The 26025-nt window shown below is 71.5% G+C and carries 20 protein-coding genes; 8 read left to right on the top strand and 12 right to left on the bottom strand.

From position 1 onward, the window contains the following. Positions 1-25 precede the first annotated feature (25 nt). From ACIBVN_RS00265 to ACIBVN_RS00245, 5 genes are all read right to left on the bottom strand, one after another. Positions 26-2068 (bottom strand): glycosyltransferase family 39 protein, encoded by a 2043-nt coding sequence (locus tag ACIBVN_RS00265; protein ID WP_397131000.1) that lies wholly within the window; start codon positions 2066-2068, stop codon positions 26-28. Beyond that, positions 2065-3237 (bottom strand): glycosyltransferase, encoded by a 1173-nt coding sequence (locus ACIBVN_RS00260; protein WP_397130998.1) that lies wholly within the window; start codon positions 3235-3237, stop codon positions 2065-2067. The genes ACIBVN_RS00265 and ACIBVN_RS00260 overlap by 4 nt, the downstream gene beginning before the upstream one ends. Before the next feature lie 25 nt (positions 3238-3262). Next, on the bottom strand, positions 3263-4618 hold the full coding sequence (locus ACIBVN_RS00255) for a sensor histidine kinase (protein WP_397130996.1): 1356 nt from the start codon (positions 4616-4618) through the stop codon (positions 3263-3265). Then, positions 4615-5316 carry a response regulator transcription factor gene (locus ACIBVN_RS00250; RefSeq protein WP_397130994.1) on the bottom strand — a complete coding sequence of 234 codons (702 nt, stop codon included), beginning with the start codon at positions 5314-5316 and terminating at the stop codon, positions 4615-4617. The genes ACIBVN_RS00255 and ACIBVN_RS00250 overlap by 4 nt, the downstream gene beginning before the upstream one ends. Positions 5317-5380: 64 nt before the next feature. Next, on the bottom strand, positions 5381-6583 hold the full coding sequence (locus tag ACIBVN_RS00245) for a cytochrome P450 (protein WP_397130992.1): 1203 nt from the start codon (positions 6581-6583) through the stop codon (positions 5381-5383). 87 nt (positions 6584-6670) lie between these two features. Here ACIBVN_RS00245 and ACIBVN_RS00240 point away from each other — a divergent pair, with 87 nt between their 5' ends. Beyond that, on the top strand, positions 6671-7228 hold the full coding sequence (locus ACIBVN_RS00240; RefSeq protein ID WP_397130990.1) for a TetR/AcrR family transcriptional regulator: 558 nt from the start codon (positions 6671-6673) through the stop codon (positions 7226-7228). Here the strand turns inward: ACIBVN_RS00240 and ACIBVN_RS00235 are convergent. After that, complete coding sequence (locus ACIBVN_RS00235; RefSeq protein ID WP_397130988.1) at positions 7225-8733, bottom strand: phytoene desaturase family protein; 1509 nt, start codon at positions 8731-8733, stop codon at positions 7225-7227. The two genes, ACIBVN_RS00240 and ACIBVN_RS00235, sit on opposite strands and share 4 nt — an antisense overlap. Before the next feature lie 265 nt (positions 8734-8998). On the opposite strand from ACIBVN_RS00235, the gene ACIBVN_RS00230 reads away from it, so the two are divergent. From ACIBVN_RS00230 to ACIBVN_RS00220, 3 genes are all read left to right on the top strand, one after another. Continuing rightward, a complete protein-coding gene (locus ACIBVN_RS00230; RefSeq protein WP_397130986.1) occupies positions 8999-9925 on the top strand; it encodes a pseudouridine-5'-phosphate glycosidase in 927 nt (308 codons plus the stop codon). Then, complete coding sequence (locus tag ACIBVN_RS00225) at positions 9922-10851, top strand: carbohydrate kinase family protein (protein WP_397130984.1); 930 nt, start codon at positions 9922-9924, stop codon at positions 10849-10851. Before ACIBVN_RS00230 ends, ACIBVN_RS00225 begins: the two co-directional genes overlap by 4 nt. 83 nt (positions 10852-10934) lie before the next feature. After that, a complete protein-coding gene (locus tag ACIBVN_RS00220) occupies positions 10935-13436 on the top strand; it encodes a hypothetical protein (protein WP_397130982.1) in 2502 nt (833 codons plus the stop codon). Positions 13437-13610: 174 nt separating this feature from the next. Here ACIBVN_RS00220 and ACIBVN_RS00215 read toward each other — a convergent pair whose 3' ends face one another. The 6 genes from ACIBVN_RS00215 to ACIBVN_RS00190 all read right to left on the bottom strand — a co-directional run bounded on the left by ACIBVN_RS00215 (position 13611) and on the right by ACIBVN_RS00190 (position 22831). Next, a complete protein-coding gene (locus ACIBVN_RS00215) occupies positions 13611-16535 on the bottom strand; it encodes an AAA family ATPase (RefSeq protein WP_397130980.1) in 2925 nt (974 codons plus the stop codon). 74 nt (positions 16536-16609) lie between these two features. Next, complete coding sequence (locus ACIBVN_RS00210; RefSeq protein WP_349453256.1) at positions 16610-17044, bottom strand: GNAT family N-acetyltransferase; 435 nt, start codon at positions 17042-17044, stop codon at positions 16610-16612. Between the two features lie 121 nt (positions 17045-17165). Continuing rightward, complete coding sequence (locus ACIBVN_RS00205; RefSeq protein WP_397130978.1) at positions 17166-18302, bottom strand: acyl-CoA dehydrogenase family protein; 1137 nt, start codon at positions 18300-18302, stop codon at positions 17166-17168. Positions 18303-18304: 2 nt separating this feature from the next. Next, on the bottom strand, positions 18305-19210 hold the full coding sequence (locus ACIBVN_RS00200) for a hydroxymethylglutaryl-CoA lyase (RefSeq protein ID WP_397130976.1): 906 nt from the start codon (positions 19208-19210) through the stop codon (positions 18305-18307). Continuing rightward, positions 19210-21258, bottom strand: coding sequence for an acetyl/propionyl/methylcrotonyl-CoA carboxylase subunit alpha (locus tag ACIBVN_RS00195; protein ID WP_397130974.1), 2049 nt, complete (start codon positions 21256-21258; stop codon positions 19210-19212). Before ACIBVN_RS00195 ends, ACIBVN_RS00200 begins: the two co-directional genes overlap by 1 nt. Before the next feature lie 4 nt (positions 21259-21262). Next, positions 21263-22831, bottom strand: coding sequence for a carboxyl transferase domain-containing protein (locus tag ACIBVN_RS00190; RefSeq protein ID WP_397130972.1), 1569 nt, complete (start codon positions 22829-22831; stop codon positions 21263-21265). 62 nt (positions 22832-22893) lie between these two features. Here ACIBVN_RS00190 and ACIBVN_RS00185 point away from each other — a divergent pair, with 62 nt between their 5' ends. The 4 genes from ACIBVN_RS00185 (at position 22894) to ACIBVN_RS00170 (ending at position 25999) form a co-directional block, all read left to right on the top strand. Further along, complete coding sequence (locus ACIBVN_RS00185) at positions 22894-23490, top strand: TetR/AcrR family transcriptional regulator (RefSeq protein ID WP_397130970.1); 597 nt, start codon at positions 22894-22896, stop codon at positions 23488-23490. An 83-nt stretch (positions 23491-23573) separates the two neighbouring features. Further along, on the top strand, positions 23574-24164 hold the full coding sequence (locus ACIBVN_RS00180; RefSeq protein WP_397130968.1) for a PadR family transcriptional regulator: 591 nt from the start codon (positions 23574-23576) through the stop codon (positions 24162-24164). Then, positions 24165-25142, top strand: coding sequence for an ATP-binding cassette domain-containing protein (locus ACIBVN_RS00175; protein ID WP_397130966.1), 978 nt, complete (start codon positions 24165-24167; stop codon positions 25140-25142). 2 nt (positions 25143-25144) lie between these two features. Further along, entirely contained in the window at positions 25145-25999 is an 855-nt protein-coding gene (locus tag ACIBVN_RS00170) for an ABC transporter permease (RefSeq protein ID WP_397130964.1), read from the top strand. Positions 26000-26025 lie beyond the last annotated feature (26 nt).

Genomic DNA, 26025 nt, shown 5'->3' with positions numbered 1-26025 from the left:
GTCGTCAAGGCGCCCCCGCCCCCGGTTACGCGGCGCAGTCGTAGAGACCGTCCTGACCTTCCACGGCCTTGCAGTTCTCCTGTACGTACGTGGTCACCTCCGTGTTGCCCCTGCCCGGGCCGCCGCGGTCGCCGCCCGACATGACGTAGCGGAGCTGTCCGGAGGAGACGAGCTCCTTCAGGCGGTCCACGGTCATGGCCGGGTCGCTGCCGGTGAAGCCGCCCATGGCGAGCACGGGCTTGCCGGTGGACAGGATGATCGGCGAGGCCTGCATGGAGCTGTTCACCGCGACCAGCCAGGTGGCCGCGCCCTGGTTCGCCAGGAGGTACTTCACCATGGAGTCGCTGACACCGCCGCCCATGAAGCCCGCCCGGCCGGTCCGTTCCGTCCCCGAACCCGTGTCCTGGCCGGGCGGCTGTCCCTGCCCATCAGGCTGTCCCTGCCCGCCGGGCATCTGGCCGGGCGGCATCTGACCTTCGGGGAACCGGCCGCCGGGGAACTCGCCGGCGGGGAACTGGCCGGGGCCGCCGCCCATCCGGCCGAAGCCCATCCGCCCCGCGTTCGGCCCGGCGGTCGGGTTCGACCCGTTCACCTGCGACTGCAACGGCGTGACGGCGAAAGCGGCAGGTCCGGCCAGCCCCGCGACCGCCGTGGCCGCCAGCGCGACGGCGGCGATCTTCACCGTGACCTGTGCCCGTACCCTGGCCAGCACCAGCACCGCCACGGCCGCCAATGTCGCCCCGAGCACGACCCAGGCCAGCCACGACACCCACTCGGGCGTGCGGCGCAGCACCACGAACGACCAGGCGCCCGTCACGGCCACCGCCAGCGGCAGCGCCCAGGCCCACACCCGTGACCGCCGGTACGCCTGCCACATGGCCACCCCGCCCATCCCGCACAGCGCGGCCACGGCAGGAGCCATCGCGGTCGTGTAGTACGGGTGGAAGGTCCCGCTGGAGAAGCTGAACACCATGTAGTGGACCACCAGCCAGCCGCCCCACACCAGCCAGGCGGCCCCGGACGGACCATCCGGCAGCCGCCGCACCCGCATGATCACGGCGAACGCCAGCGCCACCACGCAGAACGGCAGCAGCCAGGAGATCTGCCCCGCCATGATGTCGTTGAACAGCCGCCCGGCCCCGGACTCCCCGCCGAAACCGGCGCCCCCGCCACCGCGGCCCTGGCCCTCGCCGAAGACGCGGCCCAGGCCGTTGTAGCCGATCACCAGGTCCCAGACGGAGTTGTCCGTCGAGCCGCCGACGTACGGACGGGAGCCGGCGGGCAGGAGGTCGACGATCACCATCCACCAGGCGCTCGACACCAGCATGACGACGCCGGCCGCGAGCAGGTGCCCCACGCGCCTGGCCCACGACACACGGGCGCACACCAGGTACGCCAGCGCGAACGCCGGCACCACGAGGTACGCCTGCAGCATCTTGGTGTTGAAGGCCAGCCCCACGAAGAGCGCGCACACCAGCAACGACCGCAACCGTCCGGTACGCAGCGACTCCAGGCAGAACCAGGCCGCCAGCACCAGCAGCAGCACGAGGATCGTGTCGGGGTTGTTGTCCCGGTTGATCGCCACGGTGATCGGGGTGAACGTCATGACCACGGCCGCGACGAGAGCGGCGATGTGGGCGTACCGGCCTCGGGAGTAGGCCCCGGAGTAGGCGCGGCGTACGGCGGAATAGACCAGGCCGACGGCGGCCACCCCGGCCAGGGCCTGCGGGAGCAGCATGCTCCACGTGCCGTAGCCGAAGATCCGCGCGGACAGCCCCATCACCCACAGCGCCAGCGGCGGCTTGTCCACGGTGATGAACGACCCGGCGTCGAGCGCGCCGAAGAAGAAGGCCTTCCAGCTCTGGGTGCCGGAGAGGATGGCGGCGGCGTAGTACTGGTTGGCGTCGCCGCTCAACCCCCACGCGTAGAGGACGAACGCGACCGCGAGCACCCCCCAGAGCGCGGGCCGTGACCAGCGTGGATCCTCCGCGGCGCCCAGGAAGAGGCGGGCGGGCAGGCCGCGGCCCGCGGGCATCCGGTGCGCGGGCGGCGCGGCGGTGGCGGTCATCGGGCAGTCCTCCTCGGGTTGAAGACCCAGACGCGCAGCAGCAGAAAGCGTACGAGCGTGGCGGCGGCGTTCGCGATGATGACCGCGACCAGCTCGGCCCCGTGCGAGACCCCGGCAGGCAGGAGCGACAGGGTCCCGGAGGTGAGCACCAGCCCGACGAGGAAGGCGATCAGGCCCTCGAACTGGTGCCGCAACGCCCCGCCCGAACCCTTGACGCCGAACGTGAAGCGGCGGTTCGCGGCGGTGTTGGCCACCGCCGTGACCAGCAGCGCGATCGCGTTGGCCACCAGCGGCGAGACGATCTGCCGCAGCAGCGAGTACAGCGCGAGGTACGCCAGCGTGCTCACCACACCGACGATCGCGAACCTGGGCAGCTGCCTGGCCATCCCCTTCGGCAGCTCGGCCCGCTCGACCCGGGCGGGCACGGGGATGCGCGCCGCCCCCCACAGCGTCCTGCGCGCCACCCTGGCCAGACCGCGCAGGTCGTCGAGCGCGGTCTGAACGATGTCGACCCGGCTGTCCGGATCGTCCACCCAGTCCACGGGCACCTCGTGGATGCGCAGCCCGTGCCGCTCGGCGAGCAGCAGCAGCTCGGTGTCGAAGAACCACTGCTCGTCCTCCACGCCGGGCAGCAGCGCCTGCGCGATCTCCGTACGCACGGCCTTGAACCCGCACTGCGCGTCCGAGAAACCGGCGCCCATCACGGAGCGGAGCAGCAGGTTGTACGAGCGGGAGATGAACTCGCGCTTCGGCCCCCGCTCCACCCTCGACGCCCTGGCCAGGCGGGTGCCGATGGCCAGGTCGCTGTGGCCGGACAGCAGGGGCGCCACCAGCGGCAGGAACGCGTCCAGGTCCGTGGACAGGTCCACGTCCATGTAGCTGACGACGTCGGCCTCGCTCCGCGACCAGACCGTGCGCAGCGCCCGGCCGCGGCCCTTCTCGTCGAGGTGCACGGCCTGTACGTGCGCAAGCTCCCCCGCGAGCTCGGTCGCGATCTGCCAGGTGTTGTCGGTGCTGGCGTTGTCGGCGATCGTGATGCGGAAGCCGTAGGGGAAGTTCCTGGTGAGGTAGGTCTGCAGCCGGGTGATGCTCGCGCGGAGCGCCCGCTGCTCGTTGTAGACCGGGACGACCACCTCGACCAGGCGCGTCCTTACTGCTGTTGTCTCCATGCCCCCAAGCTCATGGGGCGGTCATTTAATGGGACTTATCCATTTCTGAGTTACGCATGAGAGTTCCCGGCAGCTCCATCGTCGCGATGGCTCCGCCACCCGGCGCGTTCGCGAGACGTACCTGTCCTCCGGTCTCCGCGACGGCCTGTGCCACGATCGCCAGCCCCAGCCCGGACCCGGGCAGGCCACGGGCGGACGGCGAGCGCCAGAAGCGCTCGAAGACGTGCGGCAGCTCCTCTTCCGGCAGCCCGGGGCCGTGGTCGCGCACGGTCAGCCCGCCGCCGCGCAGCCGCACCTCGACCTGGCCGCCGGGGCTGAACTTGGCGGCGTTGTCGATGAGGTTGAGCACGGCGCGTTCGAGCGAGGCGGCGCTGCCGACGACATACCAGGGGTCGAGCTCGGTGACCACCTCGGCGCCGCGCAGCCTGGCCCGCTCGACGGCCGCCGTCACGACCTCGTGGAAGGCCAGCTCGACGTGCGGCTCGTGCTCGGTGTCGCCGCGCGCGAGCTGGAGGAGGTCGGCGACGAGCGTGGACAGCTCGGCGAACTGGGCCTTGACGTTGACCAGCAGGCGTTTCTTGGCCTCGGGGTCGAGGCTGCGGCCTGTCTGCTCGCTGCGCAGGAGGAGGTCGATGTTGGTGCGCAGGGTGGTCAGGGGTGTTCGCAGCTCATGGCCGGCGTCGGCGACGAGCTGTTTCTGGCGTTCGCGGGATCCGGCCAGGGCTGAGGTCATGGCGTTGAAGGAGGAGGACAGGCGGGCGATCTCGTCGTTGCCCTCGACGGGGATGCGGGTGCCGAGGTCCTCGGTCTGCGCTATGTGCTCCACCGCCTTGGTGAGGCGGCCCACGGGGCGCAGGGCCGTGCGGGCGATGAGCAGCCCCGCGGTGCCCGCCCCGATCACGCCCAAGGCCGAGACCACGCCGAGCAGCAGCGCCACGTTGCGCAGGGTGTTCTGCAGGCGGCCGATCGGCCGGGCGTCCATGACAGCCATCCCCGGGCCGACCTGGGCGGTGACGATGCGCATGGGCGAGCCGTCCTCGGCCAGGCCGTTGTGGAAGTGCGGTCTGCCGCCTTGCGAGGCGATGTCAAGATCCTCCGGCGTGACCTTCAGCGCCACCCCCAAGTAGCAGGTGGGGCGGCCGTCACTGTAGATGATCTGCGTCGCCTGGGGCGGGCCGTAAGGTCCCGCGGGCTCGGGCTTGGGCCCGCAATTGTCCATGAGCCAGGGAAGGTCGCTCTTGTGCTTCAGCTCGAAGTCGATCTGGTCGTAGAGCTGCTTGCGCACGATCGTGAAGCACGCGCCCGCGCTGACCGCGATGGCCAGCGCGACGGCCACCGCGACCAGGAGTGTGAGGCGGGTGCGGAGGCTGCGCCAGATCACGGCGCGGCCCGCAGGACGTACCCCACCCCGCGCACCGTGTGGATCGCGCGGGGCTCACCCCCGGCCTCGGTCTTGCGCCGCAGGTACATCACGTAGACGTCGAGCGAGTTGGACGTCGGCTCGAAGTCGAACCCCCACACCTCGCTGAGGATCTGGTCCCTGGTCAGCACCTGGCGCGGATGCGACAGGAACAGCTCCATCAGCAGGTATTCGGTCCTCGTCAGGTCGAGCCTGCGCTCGCCCCGGGTGACCTCCCTGGTCGCCAGGTCCATGCGCAGGTCGCCGTAGGAGAGGGTGTCACCGCCGTCGGGGGCGGGCGCGTTCAGCGCGCCGCGCCGCAGCAGCGCGCGGACGCGGGCCAGCAGCTCGTCCAGCTCGAACGGCTTGACCAGGTAGTCGTCGGCCCCCGCGTCGAGCCCGGACACCCGGTCGCCCACGGCGTCGCGGGCCGTGAGCATGAGGACCGGGATGTGGTTGCCCGACGCCCTCAGACGGCGGCACGCGGTCAGCCCGTCGAGCCTGGGCATCATGACGTCGAGCAGCACCGCGTCGTAGGTCTCCTGCGCCAGCGCGTCCAGTGCCGCCTGCCCGTCGTTGGCCGTGACGACCTTGTAGCCCTCGAACTCCAGGCTTGACTGCAACGCCTCGCGCAACGCGGGCTCATCGTCCACCACCAGCAACCGTGCAGGCTCACTCATGCGACAAACGCTAGAGGCTCATCATGAAAACCTGATAAACGCGCTCATCCTCGTTTCATGAGGATCACCACGTGACAGGCATGGCTTTGAGGCCGAAGATGGGGCTCTCGCTCTTGAGCGGCAGCTCCTCGTCCGGCACGGTGACCCGCAGGCCGGGGATGCGCTCGAACAGCGTGCGCAGCGCGATCTCGATCTCGGCCCTGGCCAGGTTCTGGCCCAGGCACTGGTGCACACCGTAGCCGAACGCCACGTGGTGGCGGGCCCCGCGCTCGATGTCGAACTCGTCCGGCCGTTCGAACGCCCGCTCGTCCCTGTTTGCGGAGGCGCCGAGCACGTAGATGCCCTCGCCCTTCCTGACGAGCTGCCCGCCGATCTCCTGGTCCTCGGTGGCCACCCGGTCGAACGCCACCCAGTCCACCACCGACTGGTAGCGCAGCAGCTCGTCCACCGCCATGGGCCACTTGTCTGGGTTCGCGCGCAGCTCGGTGAGCTGGTCAGGGTGGCGCATGAGCGTGAGCGCGGCGAGCGGGATCATGTTGGCGGTGGTCTCGTGGCCCGCGACGAGCAGCAGGAAGGTCACGCCCACGAGCTCGTCGTGGGTGAGCTGCCCGGACTCGATCAACCGCCCGAGCAGGTCGTCCTCGGGCTGCTGCTCGACCTTGGTGACCAGGTCGTCGAGGAAGTCCCTGATCTCCATCATCGCGCTGTGGGCCGCGTCCCGGTCCTCGGCGTTGGATAGCGCCTCCCGGGTGCGCGACTGGAAGAACTCGCGATCTTCGTACGGGACCCCGAGCAGCCGGCAGATGACCAGCGACGGCAGCGCCAGCCCGAACGCCTCCACCAGCTCCGCCTCGTCGCCCTTGGCCAGCATGTCGTCGATGAGCTCGTCGGTGATGCGCTGGATGGCGGGCCGCAGCTCCTTGATGCGCCGGACGGTGAACTCGGGGATGAGCAGCCGCCGGAACCTGCTGTGCTCCGGCGGGTCGAGGTCGATGAAGTGGCCGACCGCGAACTCCCGCATCGCGGCCTCCTCCTCCGGGGTCGGGGGCTCCGGCCTGAACGCCCGGTTGGGGTGGCCCGGGGTGGCCGGGTTGCCGCTGATGCCCGTGCCCGACAGGACCTGTTTGGCCTCGGCGAGCCTGGTCACCAGCCATACCTCGCCGCCGGGAAGCGAGCCTCGCACGAGCGGGGCCTGCTCGCGCATCCGCTCGTACTCGGGCGGAGGCGCGAACGGGCAGGTGCGCTGGAGGGGGAAGGTCTGAGCCATAGTCTTGCTCCCTACAAGCCGGATCGCATTGCTTACTTACGCGAAAGTAAGTGATCGCGAGACCGGTCGTCAAGCGATGGGAGCGGCATGGCAGGGCGGCGGACGGACACCAAGGAGCGGATCCAGCAGGTGGCGCTGGAGCTGTTCGCCGAGCGGGGATACGAGCAGACCACGCTGCAGGAGGTGGCGGAGCGGCTGGAGATCACCAGGCCGGCGCTCTACTACCACTTCCGCACCAAGGAGGCGATTCTGGAGAGCGTCCTGCAAGGCCTGGTCGAGTCGATCGAAGAGCTGGTGCGGTGGGGGCACGAGCAACCCAAGACCCTCGAGTCCAGGCGCGAGATCCTGCGGCGGATCGCCGAGCTGCTCGAGCACAAGTGGCAGGCCCTGTTCAAGTTCGCCCAGGTGAATCAGGGCGTGATACAGGGGATGCCCGCCGGCGAGCGGATGCAGGCCGAGATGATCAAGATGGTGTCCCTGCTGGAGGTGCCGGGCGCGAGCCCGGCACGGCAGTTCGAGGCGCGGCTGGCGGTGTTCGCGGTGATCATCGGCAGCGTGCCGTTCCTCTTCGACATGGACGTGCCGGAGTCGCAGCGGCCGTCCGTGGCCATGGAGGTGGCCCTGAAGCTGATCGCGGAGGATTAGCGCTTCAGCACCGACATGGCGGCGTTATGCCCGGCAATTCCGCTCACGCCGCCGCCCCTGCGGGCGCTCGCGCCGCACATCAGGATGCGCTCGTGCTCGGTCTCCACGCCCCATCTCTCGCCTTGTTCCGCATACGGCCAGCTCAGGTCGGTGTGGAAAATGTGGCCGCCCGGCAGCCCGGCCTCCCTTTCGAGGTCGACGGGGGTTTTGACCTCGGCGCACGGGGTGCCGTCGGGGGCCTTGAGCAGGCATTCCTCGATGGGCTCCGCCAGCACGGAGTTGATGGAGGCGAAGGTGGCCTTCAAGGCCATTTTCCTGGCTTCCTCTGGATTTTTCCGGAAAAGTCGGGCTGGCATGTGGAGGCCGAAGAGCGTCATCGTCTCGGCCCTGCCTCTGAGCTCGGGGCCGAGAATGGAGGGGTCGGTCAGCGAATGGCAATAGACCTCGGCCGGGGGCAATTCCGGAATTTCCCCTCGCACCGCCTGCTGATACGCCGTGTCGAGCTGGTCTCGCCCCTCGTTGATGTGGAACGTACCGCTGAAGGCCGCCCGGGGATCCACGGACTCGTCCTTCAGCCTGGGCAGCCTCGTCAGCACCATGTTGACCTTCAGCTGCGCGCCCTCGGGCACCGTCGCGGGCCGGCGCAGCACCCGGTCGAGCACGGCGGGCGGCAGGTTGACCAGCACGTGCCCGCCGTTCACGGTGTGCTCGCCGTCCCCGGCTGCGAACGTGACCTCGCCGGACGGCGAGATCCCGACGATCTCGGCCCCGGTCCTGATCTCGGCGCCCGCCTGCCTGGCCGCCGCCTCCAGCGCCCCCGAGACGGCGCCCATGCCGCCGACGGGGACGTTCCACTCGCCGGTGCCGTCGCCGATCACATGGTAGAGGAAGCACCGGTTGGCCAGCAGGTCGGTGGCGGGGTCGGCGAACGTGCCGATCAGCGCGTCGGTGAGCACGACGCCGCGCACGGTGTCGTCGCCGAACCGCTCGGCCACGGTCCGGCCGAGCGGCCGCCGGAACAGGTCACGCCACGCCTCGGGCCCGACGAGCCGCTCGACCTCGGCGGCGGCGGGGAGGGGTTCGAGCAGCGTGGGCGCCAGGGCCCGCGCCACACGCGCGGTCATGCCGTAGAAGTCCTGCCACGCCTTGTGGTCGGCCTCGCCGCCGGTGACGCGCGCGAACGAGGCCGCCGTCGCCCGCCCGTCCTCGTTGTCGACGAGCAGCCCGGTGTCGCCCTTGGGGGTGTACGAGGCGTAGCGGCGGCGGCGCAGCTCCAGATCGAGCCCGAGGTCGCGGACGATCTTGGACGGGAGCAGGCTGACCAGGTAGGAGTAGCGCGACAGCCGTACGTCGACGCCCGGGAACGCCCGCGCGGAGATCGCCAGGCCGCCCACGTGATCCTGACGCTCCAGGACCAGGACACTGCGCCCGGCCCCGGCCAGGTAAGCGGCCGCCACCAGCCCGTTGTGCCCGCCTCCGGCCACGATCACGTCATACGACCCCATCCACGCACAATACGACCCACCCCACACCACCCGTCAACGCCCACAATTGGACATTTCTCCCGGGCCTGCCGGCACCCTGCGCGACCCGCCCGCCACCCACGGTCGGGGCACGGGCGGGTCGCTGGCGTGCGCGACGCCGCTCGTGTGATCCTCAAATGGACGGGCGTCCGGCCAGAGCCGTAACCTGCTGCGTTCGGAACAAATCGCGTAAAATACGCCGTTCGCCCAAAGCACGCTGAACGACTAAAGGAGCACCAAACACACCATGCGCAGCACCCCCGACTCCGTTCTCCAGCCGTCAGACGAGGTCGCCGAGGCCCTGGCGAGTGGCGCACCCGTCGTGGCCCTGGAGTCCACGATCATCTCCCACGGGCTGCCGCAGCCGCGCAACCTCGAGGTGGCGCGCGAGCTGGAGGGGGTCGTACGGGCCGCGGGCGCCGTGCCGGCCACGATCGCCGTGCTGGACGGCGTACCCCGCATCGGCCTGAACGAGGTGGAGCTGGAGCGCATCGCCGGCGAGTCCGGGCTGCGCAAGCTGGGCCAGCGGGACCTGCCGGTGGCGGCGGCGCTCAAGGCCAGCGGCGCGACCACCGTGTCCGCCACGTCGTTCCTGGCGGCCCGCGCCGGCATCCGGGTCTTCGCCACCGGCGGGCTCGGCGGCGTGCACCGCGGGTGGACCGAGGACCAGGACGAGTCCGCCGACCTCGACACGCTGGCGCGCACCCGCATCACGGTCGTCTGCGCCGGCGTCAAGTCGATCCTCGACGTGCCCGCGACGCTCCAGCGTCTGGAGACGCGGGGCGTGACCGTGGCGGGATTCCGTACGGACACCTTCCCCGGCTTCTACCTGCACTCCTCCGGCCTGCCGATCGACTGGCGGATCGAGTCGCCCGACGAGGCGGCGGCGATCATGCGTGGCCAGGACGCGCTCGGCGGCCAGGAGACGGCGCTGATCGTGGCCAACCCGGTGCCCGAGGACCAGCAGCTCGACCCGGAGCTCCATGACCGCGTGCTGGCCGAGGCGCTGGCCGCCGCCGAGCGCGAGGGCGTCAAGGGGCAGGCGATCACGCCGTTCCTGCTCTCCTACCTGGTCGACGGCACCGCCGGCGCCTCCCTGGAGGCCAACCTGGCCGCCGTGCGCGGCAACACCGCGCTGGCCGCCCAGATCGCCCGCTGCTGGGCGCGATCGTGACGGGCGACGCCCTCCTCGTCGTCGGTGACGTGGTCACCGACGTGGTGGCGTTGCACGGCTCGCCGGTGATGTCGGGCACCGACACGTCCGCCGACATCGTCCTGCGCCCCGGCGGCTCCGGCGCGAACACCGCCGCCTGGGCCGCCCGCCTGGGCGCCGACGTGCGCCTGCTGGCCAGGCTCGGCTACGACAGCAGCGAGTGGCACACCACCGAGCTGGCCAGGACGGGCGTGCGCACGCACATGACCGTCGACGCCGACCGCCCGACCGCGGTCGTGATCGCGATGGTGGACAAGAGCGGCGAGCGTACGATGCTCACCAACCGCGGCGCCGGCGGCCTGATCTCCGAGGACGACTGGGACCCGGCCCTGCTCGACGGTGTCGCCCGGCTCCATCTGTCCGGCTACATCATGTTCGCCGAGTGCGGTCTGCGGCTGGCCAGGCGGGCGATGGCCGAGGCGGCGGCCGCGGGGATCGCGATCAGCATCGACCCGGCCTCCACGGGCCCGCTGCGCGACTTCGGCGTCGAACGTTTCGTCCGCGAGTCCGCCCCCGCCGGTCTGATCCTGCCGAACCTCGACGAGGCACTCCTGCTGAGCGGCGCCACCACGGCGGAGCAGGCCGCCGTACTTTTGAGTGAGACGTACGGCACAGCCGTCGTGAAGCTAGGATCGCTGGGCGCGCTGGCCGCCGTGGACGGCGAGATCGTCGCGACGGCCGCAGGGGTGTCCGCCGAGGTCGTGGACTCGACTGGGGCGGGTGACGCGTTCGCCGCCGGGTTCCTCACGGGGGCTTTGCAGGGTGTCAGTGAAGAGGCGGCTTTGGAGGCAGGTTGCCGTGCCGGTGCCGAATGTGTGGCCCAGGTGGGCGGCCGACCACGGTACGGTTTGGATCTGAACCGTCTTTACCCTATTCACACTGATTGATAGCTTGCCGCGTAAGCTGCACCATTAGCCACACGCGTTACGGCCAGCACCACGCGGCCCACTGGGGAGGATAAGGTCCGCCGATGGAAGTCGAGTCATCGATCTGCCTGAGCGACCTGGTCCCTGCGCTGCGCTGGAGCCGCCCACAGCAGGTGGCCGAGGCGCTGGGTGATCCGCGACTTCCCGCGGGGTGGTGGTCCTCCCTCGCGCTGTCGAGGGCGCTCGGCACGGCGGGGCTCGACTGGATCTGCGAACGTCTGGGGCGACTGGCCTGCTCTCGCTGGGACCATCTGCCGCTGTCCGACCTGCTGCCCGCGCTGACCGTTCACCACATCGACCCCACGCTGCCGGGCTGGCCGGAGGCCACCCGCACGGCGATCACGGGGCTCGGCGGCTGGCAGCGGCTGCGCCGCCTGTCCCCCAGCGACCTGGGCACGCCGTCGGCGACGCCGGAGGCGGTGCTCGGCTCGGTCTTCCGCGAGATCCTCGGCCGCATCCCGGCCCAGCGCGAGGCCCCTGCCGGGCCGCCCGCGGCCGGGCACCCGGAGGTCACGCGGCCGCTCAGCGTCTCATCCCGGAGCACGGGCTCCTTCCCGGCCCAGCCGGAAGGGGGGCCGCAGACCGGCGCGTTCGCCGCGCAGGACGGCCCTCCGGCCGAGGGTGCCGGGCAGCGGCAGGGCCCGTTCGCGAACCAGGGCCAGGCCGCCTCGCCCCCGGACGGCGCCCAGCAACGCCAGCCGGGCTCGTTCCCGGCACCGCAGCCGACGGGCGCCCAGACCGGGTCCTTCGCCGCCCAGCCTCCGGACGCCGCCCAACAGCGCCAGACCGGCTCCTCCCCCGCGCAGCGGCCGGGGGACCGCCAGACGGGCTCCTTCCCCGCGCCGCAACCGCCTGATCGCCAGACCGGCCCCTTCCCCGCACCGCAACCGTCTGACCGCCAGAGCGAGTCCTCGCCCGCGGATGGCGGTCCGCAGCGGCAGACGGGTTCGTTCCCCGCTCAGGGCGGCGGCTCGTTCCCGGCGCAACCTCAGGGCGGCGGCCCGCGCCAGGGCTTCGCGGGCGAGGGCCTGCCGCAGCGCCCGGGCCCCGGCCAGTCCGAACGCCTCCCGCAACGCCCGACCGGCCCGCAGCCCGGCCGCCCGGAAACCGGCCCGATGTCCGGCGGCCCCTCAACCGGGTCGATGCCCCCCGTCCCCGGCACCACGTCCGGCGGGCCCGCGACCGGATCGATGCCCCCCGTCCCGGGCACCACGTCCGGCGGACCCTCAACCGGGTCGATGCCCGCCATCCCCGGCACCACGTCCGGCGGACCCACGACCGGATCGATGCCCGCCATCCCCGGCACCACGTCCGGCGGACCCACGACCGGATCGATGCCTGCCATCCCCGGCTCCACGTCCGGCGGACCCGCGACCGGTTCGATGCCCGCCGTCCCCGGCACGGCGGACCCCTCCAAGAGCGGCAGCGCCTCCCGTTATCCGGCGCCCGTCCCCGGCGCGTCCTCCGGCGGTCCGGCGCCCTCCGACACCGACCACGCGATGGTCCGGGTCGTGGACCAGCTGTTCCGCAGCCTGGACAAGCTGGAGCTGGCCGTGGCCGTGCACCGGCTGTTCGCCCAGGATCCGGTGAGCCTGCGCACGCTCGCCCACAAGATGCTGGTGGACAGGGATGCGCTCTCCCAGGCACAGCGCACCGCCGAGGAGCGGGTGCTGGGCTGGCTGCGTTCCTCGGAGTCCGCGCCGGTCACCGGCCACATGTTCCGCCTGACCGAGTGGCTCGGCACGGCGGCCACCGAAGAGCAGCTCATCGGCGCCGACCCGGCCCACCCCGTGACGGTGCCCTCGCTGCGCACTCCGCTCTGGCGCGTGCTGGTGACGCTCATGCCCGACCGCCGCTTCCAGGACGGCTGGCTGGTCGTGGGCGACATCCATGGCCTGCAGGCGCGTACGAGGCAGCTGCTGGCCGCGAGCCCGCCCGACGCGGACATGGTGGAGCTGATGGCCGAGCTGGGCATCCGCGCCCACTCCGCCAAGGCGTGGCTGGACGCCCTGCCCTCCGAGAGCGCCCCCGACCCGGCCGCTTCGGCCCCGTCGCCCGCCCAGCCCCTCCCCCGCCGCACGCCCGGAGCCAACGGCCACCATCACCGGGGCGGCGCGCCCATCCCGACGGCGTCGGCGGGCTCGATCGACCCCTCCGCCGCGCTGGCCACGCTGTCCGCGCTGTCGGGCGGCCGTTCCCCGGTGCTCCCTGGCAGCCTGGCGGGCACCCCGTCCACGCCGCCTCCGCCCCTGCCGAGTCCTTCCTCGGACCCGCGCCGCTGGCAGCGCATCGAGGTCACCCCTGAACACCTCCGGGGCGGTCCCGTGCCGGTGCCGGAGGGGTACGCGGCCCAGCTCGGCATGCGCCCTGGCACGCTGCTGTCGGTGACGGGCCCGGGCGACAACGCCATCGTCCTGGTCTGGCAGGGCCACCAGCCGGTCTTCGACTCCCTCCAGCCGGTGCTGATGCGCTTGAACGCCCGGCCCGGAGACCAGGTGTATGTCACGGTGGACGGCTATCGCCTCGAGGCCCAGCTGACCGGCTGACCGCCCCACCAGGCCGCCGCCCTACCCGGAACAGCACCCCTGGTGCACCGCCCCACCAGGCCGCCGCCCTACCCGGAACAGCGCCCTCGTAGCACCGCCCCGCCAATGGGCGCCGCGACGCGCGCTCAGGCGGGGAGTGTCACGGCCGGGCCGTACCTCGGCACGCTGCAGGCATCACATGGCGGTGTCGAACAGCCGGAGGCGGTGGGCGGTGGCGGCGGCCTCGCCTCGCGTGGCGACGCCCAGCTTGGCCAGGATGTTGGAGACGTGCACGCTCACCGTCTTGACCGAGATGAACAGCGCCTCGGCGATCTCCCGGTTGCTCCGCCCGTTCGTCACCTCCCGCAGCACCTCCAGCTCCCGAGCCGTCAACCCCAGCGGATGCCCGTCGGCCGCCTCCTCGGAGCCCCCGATCCGGGCGCGCCGCGCGAAGACGTCGAGCTGCTCCAGCAGCGGCGCCGCACCCAGCCGCCCGGCGAGCTCCCGCGCGCGGCCCAGCCGCGCGGCGGCCTCCTGCCGGTCGCCGGACGCCAGCGCCGCCTGAGCCGCACCCATCAGGGATTGGGCCTCGGCGTACGGCTGCCGCAGCGCCGCCCACGCACCCACCGCCAGGTCCCACGCCTTGAACTGCCACGCGACCGCATCGACGGCGTCGTCGCCCTGCGGCGACTCGGGACCCATCAGCGCCGTGAACGTGAGCCGGTGCGCCTGCTGAAGATCGCCGTCGGTCTCGACCTCCTGCCCCAGCGCCCGGAGCCGGGCCATGAGTGACGCCGCCAGCTCGGACTGCGGCACCACGGAGGTGAGCAAGGAGGCGACGGTCACCAGCACCGGCCAGGAGTAACGCGGAGTCTCCAGCAGGTCGCGCTCCTCCATGGCCTGAGCGGCCGCCTCCAGAGCCGCCTCCAGCTGCCCGCGGGCCTGCAGCAGCCGTATCTGCCTGCACAGATGCGGCAGCACCGTCTGATCGCGGAAGGTGCCGCGCGACAGCACGCTCCGCGACGCCCCCAGCAGCTTGTCCGCCTGATCGAGCTCCCCGCGCGCCAGCGCGATGTCGGTGGCGAACCCCTGCAGGCTGGCCCGGTAGGGAGCGGGCGGGGTGAGGTCGAGCGCGTGCTCGATCACCTCCAGCGCCTCGTCCCATCGCCCGAGGGACACCAGCGGCTCGGCCAGGTTGATCGACAGGAACGTGCCCGAGGTGCGCGCCAGGCCGTAGAGCCCCGCCTCCTCGATCCCGTCGCGGGCCACCTGCGCGGCCCGCTCGTGCCGCCCGGCCCCCTCCAGCGCGTCGGACTCGGAGATGGCGCAGCGCATCAACGCGTTGAACGCCCCGTCGCGGTGCGCGATCCTGCGCACCTCCGCGAACGCCTCCATCTGGGCCTCGATCTCGGAGAAGCCGAAGCGCGCCCAGGCGAGGTCGATCAGCGCGTGCGCCTCCACCCTGGCGTCGCCCACCTCGTGGGCGATCTGGATCGCGAGCCGCGCGGTGGCGAGCTTCTCCGGCCAGAGCTCGCGCGCGTGGAGCATACGGGCCAGGTTCTCCAGGACCTGGCCGCGTAGTTTGTTGGGCTTGTCGGAGGGGACCAGCTCCGCCGCCTCGCGCAGGTCGTCGATGTAGCCGGGGCGGCCGAGGTCGTAGCGGGTCAGGCCGCGCTGGCGCAGCAGCTTGGCCGACCTGATCGGGTCGGCGTCGCGGTCGAGCTCGGCCAGGGCGGCGCCGGCCAGGGCGATGGACCGCTCGTACTCTCCGGCGAGGTGAGCGACCGTGGCCGTCTGCGCGAGCACGTCGAGCCGGTCGCGACCGATGCGCTCGGCGGCGTCGGGCACCTGGTCCCACAGCTCGAGCACCCTGGAGAGCATCCCGAGCTGCTCGTCGTAGGCGGTGGACTTGCGGGCGGCGGCGGCCGCGTGCCAGGCGCTGACCAGCGCCCAGGTGGAGTCGTGGGCGGAGTGCCAGTGGTGGGCCAGCTCGATCGCGCCGCGCGGCACGGGCAGGATCGACAGGTCGCGCTCCAGCGCCTCGGCGAAGCGGGTGTGCAGGCGGGTGTGCTCGCCGGGCAGCAGGTCGTCGTGGAGCGCCTCGCGGATCAGCGCGTGCCTGAAGCAGTAGCCCTCGCCGTCGACGGTGAGCACGTTGCCCGCCACCGCGGGCCGCAGCGCGCGGGAGAGCGCGCTCTCGTCGAACCCGGCGACGGCGGAGAGCAGGTCGTGCTCGATGCGCTGCCCGCCGGCGCTGGCCACGCGCAGCAGCTCCTGCGTCTCCTCGGGCAGCCGCTCGACGCTGGCCAGCAGCAGGTCGCGCAGCGACTCCGGCAGCGCGTCAGGGCCGCCCGTGTCGCTGAGCAGCGCCTCCACGAACAGCGGGTTTCCCTCGCTGCGCGCGTAGATCAGGTCCATGTCGGTGGGGGACGGCTCCCGCTCCAGGATGCTCGCCGCCTGCGCGACGGCCTCCCTGCGGGTGAGCCTGCGCAGCTCGACCCGGCTCACCCACTCGACCCGGCCCAGCTCGGCGAGGAGCGGCCGCAGCGGGTGGGTGCGGTGCAGCTCGTCGGTGCGGTAGGTCACCACGATCAGCAGGCCCGCCGCGCTGCGCTGGTAGCGGACCAGGAACGACAGCAGATCGCGGGTGGAGCGGTCGGCCCAGTGGGCGTCCTCGACGATCAGCAGCGCGGGACGCTCTTCCGCCAGCCGCTCCAGCAGCCCCAGCACCTGCTCGAACAGCCGCGCCCGCGCCTCGGGGCCGTCCCTGTCGGGCTCCCCGAACTCGGGCAGCAGCCGCGCGAGCCCGCGCGTGGTGCCACCGGGAACGAGCGCCGCGACGCCGTCACGGCCGAGCTCGCGCACGAGCCCGCGCAGCACGGCGGTGAACGGCGCGAACGGCAGGCCCTCCGTGCCCAGCTCCAGACACCCGCCGACGAGCACCAGGGCGTCGGCCCGATCGGTGAACTCCTTGATCAACCGCGTCTTGCCGACCCCGGCCTCGCCACCGACGAGCACGGTGGACGACGCGCCGGCACGCGCCCTGGCCAGCGCGTCGCCGAGAGCGGCGAGCTCGGGGGCTCGCCCGACGAACCGGGGGCTGACGGCGTGGATACTCACGCCCTAAGAATGCCATCCGGCGATGACAGATTCCCCGCCGCCCACTCGGGAGGAGCAACCCCCCACAGCAGGGATCAGCGCAGGACCTTGCGGAAGAACGTGGCAGAGGCCTCGTAGCCCAGCGCGTGGTAGAACTCGGGCGCCCGCCGTGTGGCCATCGCCACATATCCGGCCTCCCGCGACCGCGCCCAGCGCTCGAACTCCTCCAGCAGGGCCCGCCCGATGCCCTGCCGCCGCGAACCCGACCCGACCATGGCCTCCTCGACCCACGCCACCGGCCCGTTGGCGAACAGCGTCAGATGGACGAACCCCAGCAGGTAGCCCTGGACGCGCCCGCCGACGACGGCTGTGAGCAGCAGGGCGTCGTCGTTCGCCAGCAGCTCGGGGAGGGCGGCGTCGAAGGCCTCGCGCTCGGGCCTGAACGTCAGCCCGAACTCGCGGGCCAGCGCGAACACCGCGTCCGCGTCCGCCTTCTCCGCCCTCCTGATGAGAAGATCGTCAGCCGTCATGAAAGACGACACTAGATCTTCCGGCGTTCCTCACGCAAACTGCACGGTTTCTCCGTTTGCGTGGCGACGGCGTGGTGAGATCAAGTGGGAGACCCGACCACGCTCCCGCCTTCTGTGGTGCTCAGAGGTCGCCCAGCCCGAGCTGGCGGGCGATGAGCATGCGCTGCACCTCGCTCGTGCCCTCCCCGATCTCCAGGATCTTGGCGTCGCGGTAGAAGCGGCCGACCGGGAACTCGTTCATGAAGCCGTAGCCGCCGAACACCTGCGTGGCGTCCCGGGCGTTGTCCATCGCCGCGTTCGAGGAGACCAGCTTGGCGATCGCCGCTTCCTTCTTGAACGGCAGCCCCGCCTCCATGCGCTCCGCCGCGTGGTAGTAGGCCAGCCGGGCGGTGTGCGCGCGGGCCTCCATATCGGCGATCTTGAACTGGATGGCCTGGTAGTGGCCGATCGGGTGGCCGAACGCCTTGCGGTCCCTGACGTACTTGAGGCATTCGTCGACGCAGCCCTGCGCCAGCCCGACGCTGAGCGCCGCGATGGCGATGCGGCCCTCGTCGAGCGTCTGCAGGAACTGCGCGTAGCCACGGCCACGCTCGCCCAGGAGGTTCGCGGCGGGGACGCGGCAGTCGGTGAAGGACAGCTCGCGGGTGTCGGAGGCGTTCCAGCCGACCTTGGAGTACTTCTTCGACACCTCGAGCCCGGGGGTGCCACTCGGCACGAGGATCGTGGAGATCTCCCGCTCGCCGGTGAGCGCGGCCACGCCGACGACGGCCGTGATGTCGGTGCCGGAGTTCGTGATGAACGCCTTCGTCCCGTTGATCACCCATTCGGCCCCGTCCAGCACGGCCGTGGTACGCATGCCACCCGGCACGTCGGACCCGCCACCCGGCTCCGTCAGACCGAACGCGCCCAGCGCCGACCCCGAGGTCAGCTTGGGCAACCAGTGTTCACGCTGCTCCTGGGTGCCGAACCGGTAGATCGGCATCGCGCCCAGCGACACCGCGGCCTCCAGCGTGATCGCCACACTGGAGTCGACGCGGGCCAGCTCCTCGAGCGTCACGCACAGCGCGAAGTAGTCGCCGCCCATCCCGCCGTACTCCTCGGGGAACGGCAGCCCGAACAGCCCCATGGCGCCCATCTGCCGCACGATGTCGTACGGGAACTCCTCGCGCTCGTAGTAGTCGCCGATCACCGGCGCGACCACCTCGCGGGCGAACGACTCAACGGTCTTGCGCAACTCTTCGTACTCGTCCTTGAGCATGATCAGCCTTTCGACAGTGCCTGCACGACGCGGGACGGGCTGGGCCGGCCGAGCAGCCCCGCCAGCCAGGTGCTGGTGGAAACGAGCTTGTCCAGGTCGAGCCCGGTCTCGATGCCGAGCCCCCGCAACATCCAGACCAGGTCCTCGGTGGCGAGGTTGCCGGTGGCGGACTCGGCGTAGGGGCAGCCCCCGATGCCGCCCGTGGAGGCGTCGACCGTGGTCACGCCCGCTCGCAACGCGGCCAGCGTGTTGCCGAGCGCCTGGCCGTAGGTGTCGTGGAAGTGCACGGCGAGCCGGTCCGGCCGGCGGAACGCCTTGATCAGCGCGGTCACGTGCCCTGGCGTGCCGACCCCGATCGTGTCGCCGAGCGACAGCTCGTAGCAGCCGAGCCCGAGCAGCCGCTCCCCGACGGAGACCACCTGCGCGATCGGCGTCGGCCCCTCCCACGGGTCGCCGAAGCACATCGACACGTACGCGCGCACCCGCACGCCGTTGTCCAGCGCCCTGGCCACGACCGGCTCGAACATGTCGAACTGGCTCTCCAGGCTCCGGTTCAGGTTCTTGGCGGCGAACGTCTCGGTGGCGCTGGCGAAGATCGCGATCTCGTCCACGCCGCGTTCGAGCGCCCGGTCGAGGCCGCGCACGTTGGGGACCAGCACCGGGTAGCGCACGCCCGGCTTCCTGCGCAGGCGGGCGAGCAGCTCGTCGGCGTCGGCGAGCTGCGGCACCCACTTCGGGTGCACGAAGCTGGTCGCCTCGATCACTTTGTGCCCGGCGTCCGCGAGCCGCTCGATGAACTCGGCCTTGACCTCGACGGGCACGACAGCGGACTCGTTCTGCAGGCCGTCGCGCGGACCGACCTCGTAGATCGTGACTTGCTGCGGCAGACCTTCCAAGGGGTACGGCATCACGCCTCCTTCGTGCCCATGGCCTCACTCCGTGAGGCGGGTTCGGTCGCCCTCGATGCCGTCGCCTTCCCCCGCTCTGGTCGCTGCGCTCCCGCCGCTCCTCCAGGCGACGGCGCTCCCTCACCGGTCACCACGGCCAGCACGGCGTCCATGTCGACCGGCTGGCCGGCCTGGACCGGCAGCTCGGAGACCACGCCGTCGCGCGGGGCGGTGACCGTGTGCTCCATCTTCATGGCCTCCACGATGACCAGCGGCTGCCCCTCGCTCACCCGGTCGCCGGCCTGGGCCTTGACCACCAGGACCGTGCCGGGCATGGGGCTCCTGACCACGCCGTCGCCCGCGGCCGCGGCGCCGGGCCGGTCGCCCGGGTCGCCGATGAGGTGCCGGGTGAGCGCCCACGCCTCGCCGTCCTTGCCGAGCCAGATGGTGTCGGCATGGCGTACGTGGAGGTAGCGGTCGGTACGGCCGCCGATCGTGACGGTCAGATCGACGCCGCTGCGCCGCAGGCGCGCGGGGGCGGTCTCATCGTCCATCCGGACCTCGGCCGACTCTTCGGGCAGGCCGCGGACCTGGACCGCGTGCACCCCGTCCCTGGACTCCAGCCGCCACGTCGTCCAGGCGGGCGCCCCGATCCGCCACCCGTCGGTGACCTCCCACGGGTCGTCGCCCTGGGGCATGGCGTGGAAGGCCAGCGCCGCCGCCGCGAGCACCTCGCCGGGCACCGCCACGGACGGGACCAGTTCGGGAAGCAGGCGTTCGACCAGCCCGGTGTCCAGCTCACCCGCTCTGACGGCCGGGTGTCCGGCGAGGGCCCGCAGGAACGGGATGTTCGTGACCACGCCGAGGACTGCCGTGCGGGAAAGTGCGCGCTCGAGCGTCCTGAGCGCCGAGGCCCGATCCGGGGCCCAGGCGACGACTTTGGAGAGCATCGGGTCGAACTCGCTGCCCACGACCCCGCCTTCGACCAGCCCCGAGTCCACCCGTACGCCGTCACCCGGCTCGCGGAGCACCAGGACGCGGCCGCCGGTGGGCAGGAAGCCGCGGGCCGGGTCCTCGGCGTAGACGCGGGCCTCGACGGCGTGCCCGTCCAGCAGCACCTCCTCCTGCCCGAACGGCAGCAGCTCCCCCGCCGCCACGCGAAGCTGCAGTTCGACCAGGTCGAGCCCGGTCACCAGCTCCGTGACGGGGTGCTCGACCTGCAGCCGGGTGTTCATCTCCATGAAGTGGTGGGCCCCGGTGGTCCCGTCCACGATGAACTCGACCGTGCCCGCCCCCACGTACCCCACGGCGCGCGCGGCCTCCACCGCCGCCGACCCCATGCGGGCGCGCGTCTCGGGGCTCACGAAGGGTGAGGGCGCCTCCTCGATGATCTTCTGGTGCCTGCGCTGCAGGCTGCACTCGCGCTCGCCCAGGTGCACGACGTTGCCGTGGGTGTCGGCCAGGACCTGGATCTCGATGTGGCGCGGGCTCTCGACGTACCGCTCGATCAGCAGCGTCCCGTCGCCGAACGCCGCCCGCGCCGTACGGCGGGCCGACTCGAGCGCGTCGGGCAGCTCGGCGGCCGACCGTACCAGCACCATGCCCTTGCCCCCGCCGCCGGCGGAGGGCTTGATCAGCGCGGGGAAGTCGCGCCAGGACTCCAGCGAGTCGCCCGGCTCGGCTCCGCCGGGCACCACGGGCACGCCCGCCGCGGACACGGTGGCCTTGGCGCGGATCTTGTCGCCCATCGCCTCGATGGCTTCGGCGGGCGGGCCGACGAACACCAGTCCGGCTTCCGCGCATCGCCGCGCGAACGCGGCGTTCTCGGCGAGGAACCCGTAGCCGGGATGTACGGCCTCAGCGCCCGCGGCCTGAGCCGCCCCGATAATCGCCTCTATATCCAGATATTTCGGCACTTGGAGGGCAAGGTCGGCCTCCAGCACGTGACGCGCGCCGGCGTCCGACGGCGTGTGCACGGCCACCGACGTGATGCCGAGCGTGCGCAGCGTGCGGATGACGCGTACGGCGATCTCGCCCCTGTTGGCGATCAGAACACGGTCGAACAACATCGCGTCACATCCGGAAGACGCCGTAACCGGCGGGCTCGAGCGGGGCGTTGGCCGCCGCGGACAGCGCCAGTCCGAGGACGGTGCGGGTGTCGAGCGGATCGATCACGCCGTCGTCCCACAGCCTGGCCGTGGAGTAGTACGGGTTTCCCTGGTGCTCGTACTGTGCCCTGATCGCGTCGGCGTCGGCGGTGCCGACGGTGGTGAGCACGTTGGCGGCCTGCTCGCCGCCCATGACCGAGATGCGGGCGTTCGGCCACATCCACAGGAACCTGGGCGAGTACGCCCGCCCCGCCATCGCGTAGTTGCCCGCCCCGAAGGACCCCCCGATGACCACGGTGAACTTGGGCACCCGCGCACAGGAGACGGCGGTGACCATCTTGGCCCCGTGCTTGGCGATGCCGCCCGCCTCGTAGGCCTTGCCCACCATGAAGCCGCTGATGTTCTGCAGGAAGACGAGGGGGATGCGGCGCTGGTCGCACAGCTCGATGAAGTGCGCGCCCTTCATGGCGGACTCGCTGAACAGGATGCCGTTGTTCGCCACGATGCCCACCGGATGGCCCTGGATGTGGGCGAACCCGGTCACGAGCGTCGAGCCGTACTCGGCCTTGAACTCCAGGAAGCGCGAGCCGTCCACGATCCTGGCGATCACCTCGTGCACGTCGTACGGCTGGCGCGTGTCGCCGGGCACGATCCCGTACAGGTCGCGCGGGTCGTGCCTCGGCGGCTCCGGCGCGACCGTGTCCCAGGGGCGCGGGGCGCGCGGGGCGAGCGTGGAGACGATGTCGCGGACGATGGCCAGCGCGTGCGCGTCGTCCTCGGCAAGGTGGTCGGTGACGCCGCTGACCCGCGCGTGCAGGTCGCCGCCGCCCAGCTCCTCGGCCGTGACCTCCTCGCCGGTGGCCGCCTTCACCAGGGGCGGGCCGCCCAGGAAGATCGTGCCCTGGCCGCGCACGATGACGGCCTCGTCGCTCATCGCGGGCACGTACGCGCCGCCCGCCGTGCACGAGCCGAGCACGGCGGCGATCTGCGGGATGCCGCGGGCCGACATGGTGGCCTGGTTGTAGAAGATGCGGCCGAAGTGCTCACGGTCGGGGAACACCTCGTCCTGCTTGGGCAGGAACGCCCCGCCGGAGTCCACGAGGTAGACGCACGGCAGGTGGTTGTGCAGGGCCACCTCCTGCGCCCGCAGGTGCTTCTTGACCGTGATCGGATAGTACGTGCCGCCCTTGACGGTGGCGTCGTTGGCGACGATCACGCATTCGCGGCCCGAGACCCTGCCGACGCCCGTGATGATCCCGGCTGCGGGAGCCTGGTCGTCGTAGAGTCCGTTCGCGGCCAGCGGCGACAGCTCCAGGAAGCGGGAGCCGGGGTCGAGCAGGCCGTCGACGCGGTCGCGTGGCAGCAGCTTGCCGCGCTCGACGTGCCGCTTGCGCGACCGCTCCGGGCCGCCCATGGCGGCGACCGCCAGGCGTTCGAGCAGGTCGGCGGCGAGCCGCTCGTTGAGCTCCGCATTGCGTTTGTACGCCTCGCCGCCGGGATCGGCGGCCGACTTCAGCACGGGCCAGTCGCTCATGACTCCCCTCTCATGGCACGAGATGTTAGTCATCATTAACGTACTCGTCTAGTATGTGAGACGTGACCACTACGTCTTCACCTACCCGGAATCGCGGCAACCGGCGCAGGGAGATCCTGGAGGCGGCGGCCCGGCTGTTCGCCGCGCGCGGTTTCCACGGGGTCTCGATCGAGGACATCGGCGGCGCGGTCGGCGTCTCGGGCCCCGCGCTCTACCGGCACTTCAGCGGCAAGGACGCGCTGCTGTCAGAGATGCTGCTCGACGTCAGCTCCCGGCTGCGCGAGTCGGCCGCCGCGGTGGTCACCTCGTACCCGGATCCGCAGGAGACACTGGACGCGCTGCTCAACGTGCAGATCACGTTCGCGCTCGAGCAGCCGGCGCTGATCACGGTGCACGACAGGGAGCTGGGCAACGTGCCGGAGCCGGAGCGCAGGCAGATCAGGCGGCTGCAGCGGCTCTACGTCGAGGAGTGGGTGGCCGTGCTGGCCGAGCTGCACCCCTCGTGCCCTGCCGCGCGGCTGCGGGCGGCCACGCACGCCGTGTTCGGGCTGCTCAACTCCACGCCGCACAGCGCGGGCGAGCTGCCCGCGCAGGACATGCGGCCGCTGCTGCGCGCCATGGCGCGGGCGGCGATCGACGCCTCCGTTAACGCTCGCTAACTTCCAGCGCTATGCCCGACATGCCCTTGCTCATGCCAACTATCTAGATATATCGTCAAGATATCTCGATAGTTGGAGGAATCATGCGCGATCCTGACTTCTGGGATGGTCCACCGCCCCCTCCGATGCGCCCGCCGGGACCGGGCAGGTTCGGCGCGCCCCCGTTCGAGCCGCCTCCTCCGCCCTCGCACGGCCCCGGGTTCGGCGCGGTCGTGCACTGGGAGACGCCCGCGCCGCGGGTCCGCCGCGGCGACGTCAGGGCGGCGCTGCTGGCGCTGCTCCTGGAGGAGCCGCAGAACGGCTACCAGATGATCCAGGGCATCGAGGAGCGCAGCCGCGGCGTGTGGCGGCCCAGCCCCGGCTCGGTCTATCCGGCGCTCCAGCAGCTCGAGGACGAGGGACTGGTGTCGGGCGACGAGTCCGGCGGGAGCCGTACGTACAGCCTGACGCATGAGGGCCGCCGCCACGCGGCCAGGCACGCCGACGAGGCGCCGTGGGACGAGGTCGCCCGCTCGGTGCCGCAGGACCACCACGAGCTGCGCGCGCTCTGGGGCCAGCTCAACGAGGCCTTCTCCCACCTGGTCCGCACGGCCAGCCCCCGTCAGGTGGCGCAGGCCAAGGAGCTGATCAAGAAGACCCGCAGGTCCATGTTCCAGATCCTGGCGGAGGACTGAATGACGGCCGACGCGGCGATTGCCGTTCGCAATCTGCGGAAGGCGTACGGGAAGGTCGAGGCCGTCAAGGGCGTCGACTTCGAGGTGCGCCCCGGCGAGGTGTTCGGTTTCCTCGGCCCGAACGGCGCCGGCAAGACCACCACCATCAGCATGCTCTGCACGCTGGTGAACCCCACCGGCGGCAGCGCCACCGTGGCGGGCCACGACGTGGTGAGGGACCGCGACGAGGTGCGCAGGAACATCGGCCTGGTCTTCCAGGACCCCACCCTCGACAGCTACCTGAGCGCCGAGCAGAACCTGCGCTTCCACGCCGAGCTGTACGGCGTGCCCAAGGGCATGGTCGGCGACCGGATCCGCCAGGTCATGGAGATGGTGGCGCTGTGGGACCGCAAGGACGCCAAGGTGATGACGTTCTCCGGCGGCATGAAGCGGCGTCTGGAGATCGCCCGCGGCCTGCTGCACTCGCCGCGCGTGCTCTTCCTGGACGAGCCGACCGTGGGGCTCGACCCGCAGACCCGCTCGGCCATCTGGGGCTACATCAACCAGCTCAGGCTGCTCGAGGACATCACCATCTTCATGACCACCCACTACATGGACGAGGCCGAGTACTGCGACCGGATCGCGATCATCGACCACGGCGAGATCGTCGTCATCGACTCGCCGGAGGCGCTGAAGGCCAGCGTCGGCAAGGACCGGGTGCAGATCCAGACCGCCGACGACACGAAGGCGATCAAGGCGCTGCGGGAGCGGTTCGGCCTGGAGGCGGCCGTGCGCGAGGGCTCGGTCACGTTCGCGGTGGCCTCGGGCGAGGAGTTCGTGCCCAGGCTGTTCGCCGAGCTCGGCATGCCGATCAAGTCGGTGAGCGTCTCGCGGCCGTCCCTGGATGACGTGTTCATGTCGTACACCGGCTCCACGATCCGCGACGCCGAGGCCGGCACCGACAACAAGGCGTGGATGCGAGCGATGGTGAGGCGATAGCCATGGCGACACAGACCGTCGGCGTCCGCGTGCCGGTCCGCGGCGCCGGGCACGACCTTCGGGCGATCAAGATCGTGCTGCACCGGGAGATGCTGCGCTTCCTCAACGACCGCACCCGCATGCTGTCCATGCTCGTGCAGCCCGCGCTCTGGCTGTTCGTCATGGGCACGGGGCTGGGGTCGCTGGTACAGGGGTCGATCCCGGGGGTCGACTACCGCACGTTCATGTATCCCGGCATGATCTCCATGACCGTGATCATGACGGGGATGTTCTCGGCGGGGTCCATCGTGTGGGACCGCGAGTTCGGTTTCCTCAGGGAGATGCTGGTCGCGCCCGTCTCCCGGGGCGCGATCGTGGTCGGCAAGTGCCTGGGCGGCGCCATCGTGGCCACCGGGCAGGGCGTCGTCATCCTGGCGCTGGCCGGGCTGGTGGGGGTGCCCTACTCGCCCACGCTCTTCGTGACGCTGCTGGCGGAGATGTTCCTCGCGGCGTTCACGATCACCGCCTTCGGGGTGATGCTGGCCGCCCGGATGAAGAACATGCAGACCTTCTTCGGGCTGATGCAGATGGCGATCATGCCCATGATGTTCCTGTCCGGGGCGATGTTCCCGCTGGCCAACCTGCCCTCGTGGCTGCACGTGCTGACCGTGGTCAACCCGATGACGTACGCGGTGGACCCGATGCGGGAGGCGGTCTTCTCGCACCTGGACGTGAGCGCGCAGGTGAACGCGGTGCTGAACCCCGGGGTCCGGTGGTTCGACTTCCAGGTGCCGGTGCTGCTGGAGATCGGGGTCGTGGCCGCTCTGGGGCTGGCGCTGCTGGCGGTCGGGATCGCGCAGTTCAGGCGGGCGGAATAGCCGCCGCAAAGCTGAGGCCCGGGGTG

The sequence above is a fragment of the Nonomuraea sp. NPDC049400 genome, from assembly GCF_044466425.1.
In the GTDB taxonomy this organism is placed as follows: domain Bacteria; phylum Actinomycetota; class Actinomycetes; order Streptosporangiales; family Streptosporangiaceae; genus Nonomuraea.
The sequence above is the reverse complement of the archived record's forward strand: the minus strand, read 5'-3'. Positions and strand labels throughout refer to the sequence as shown.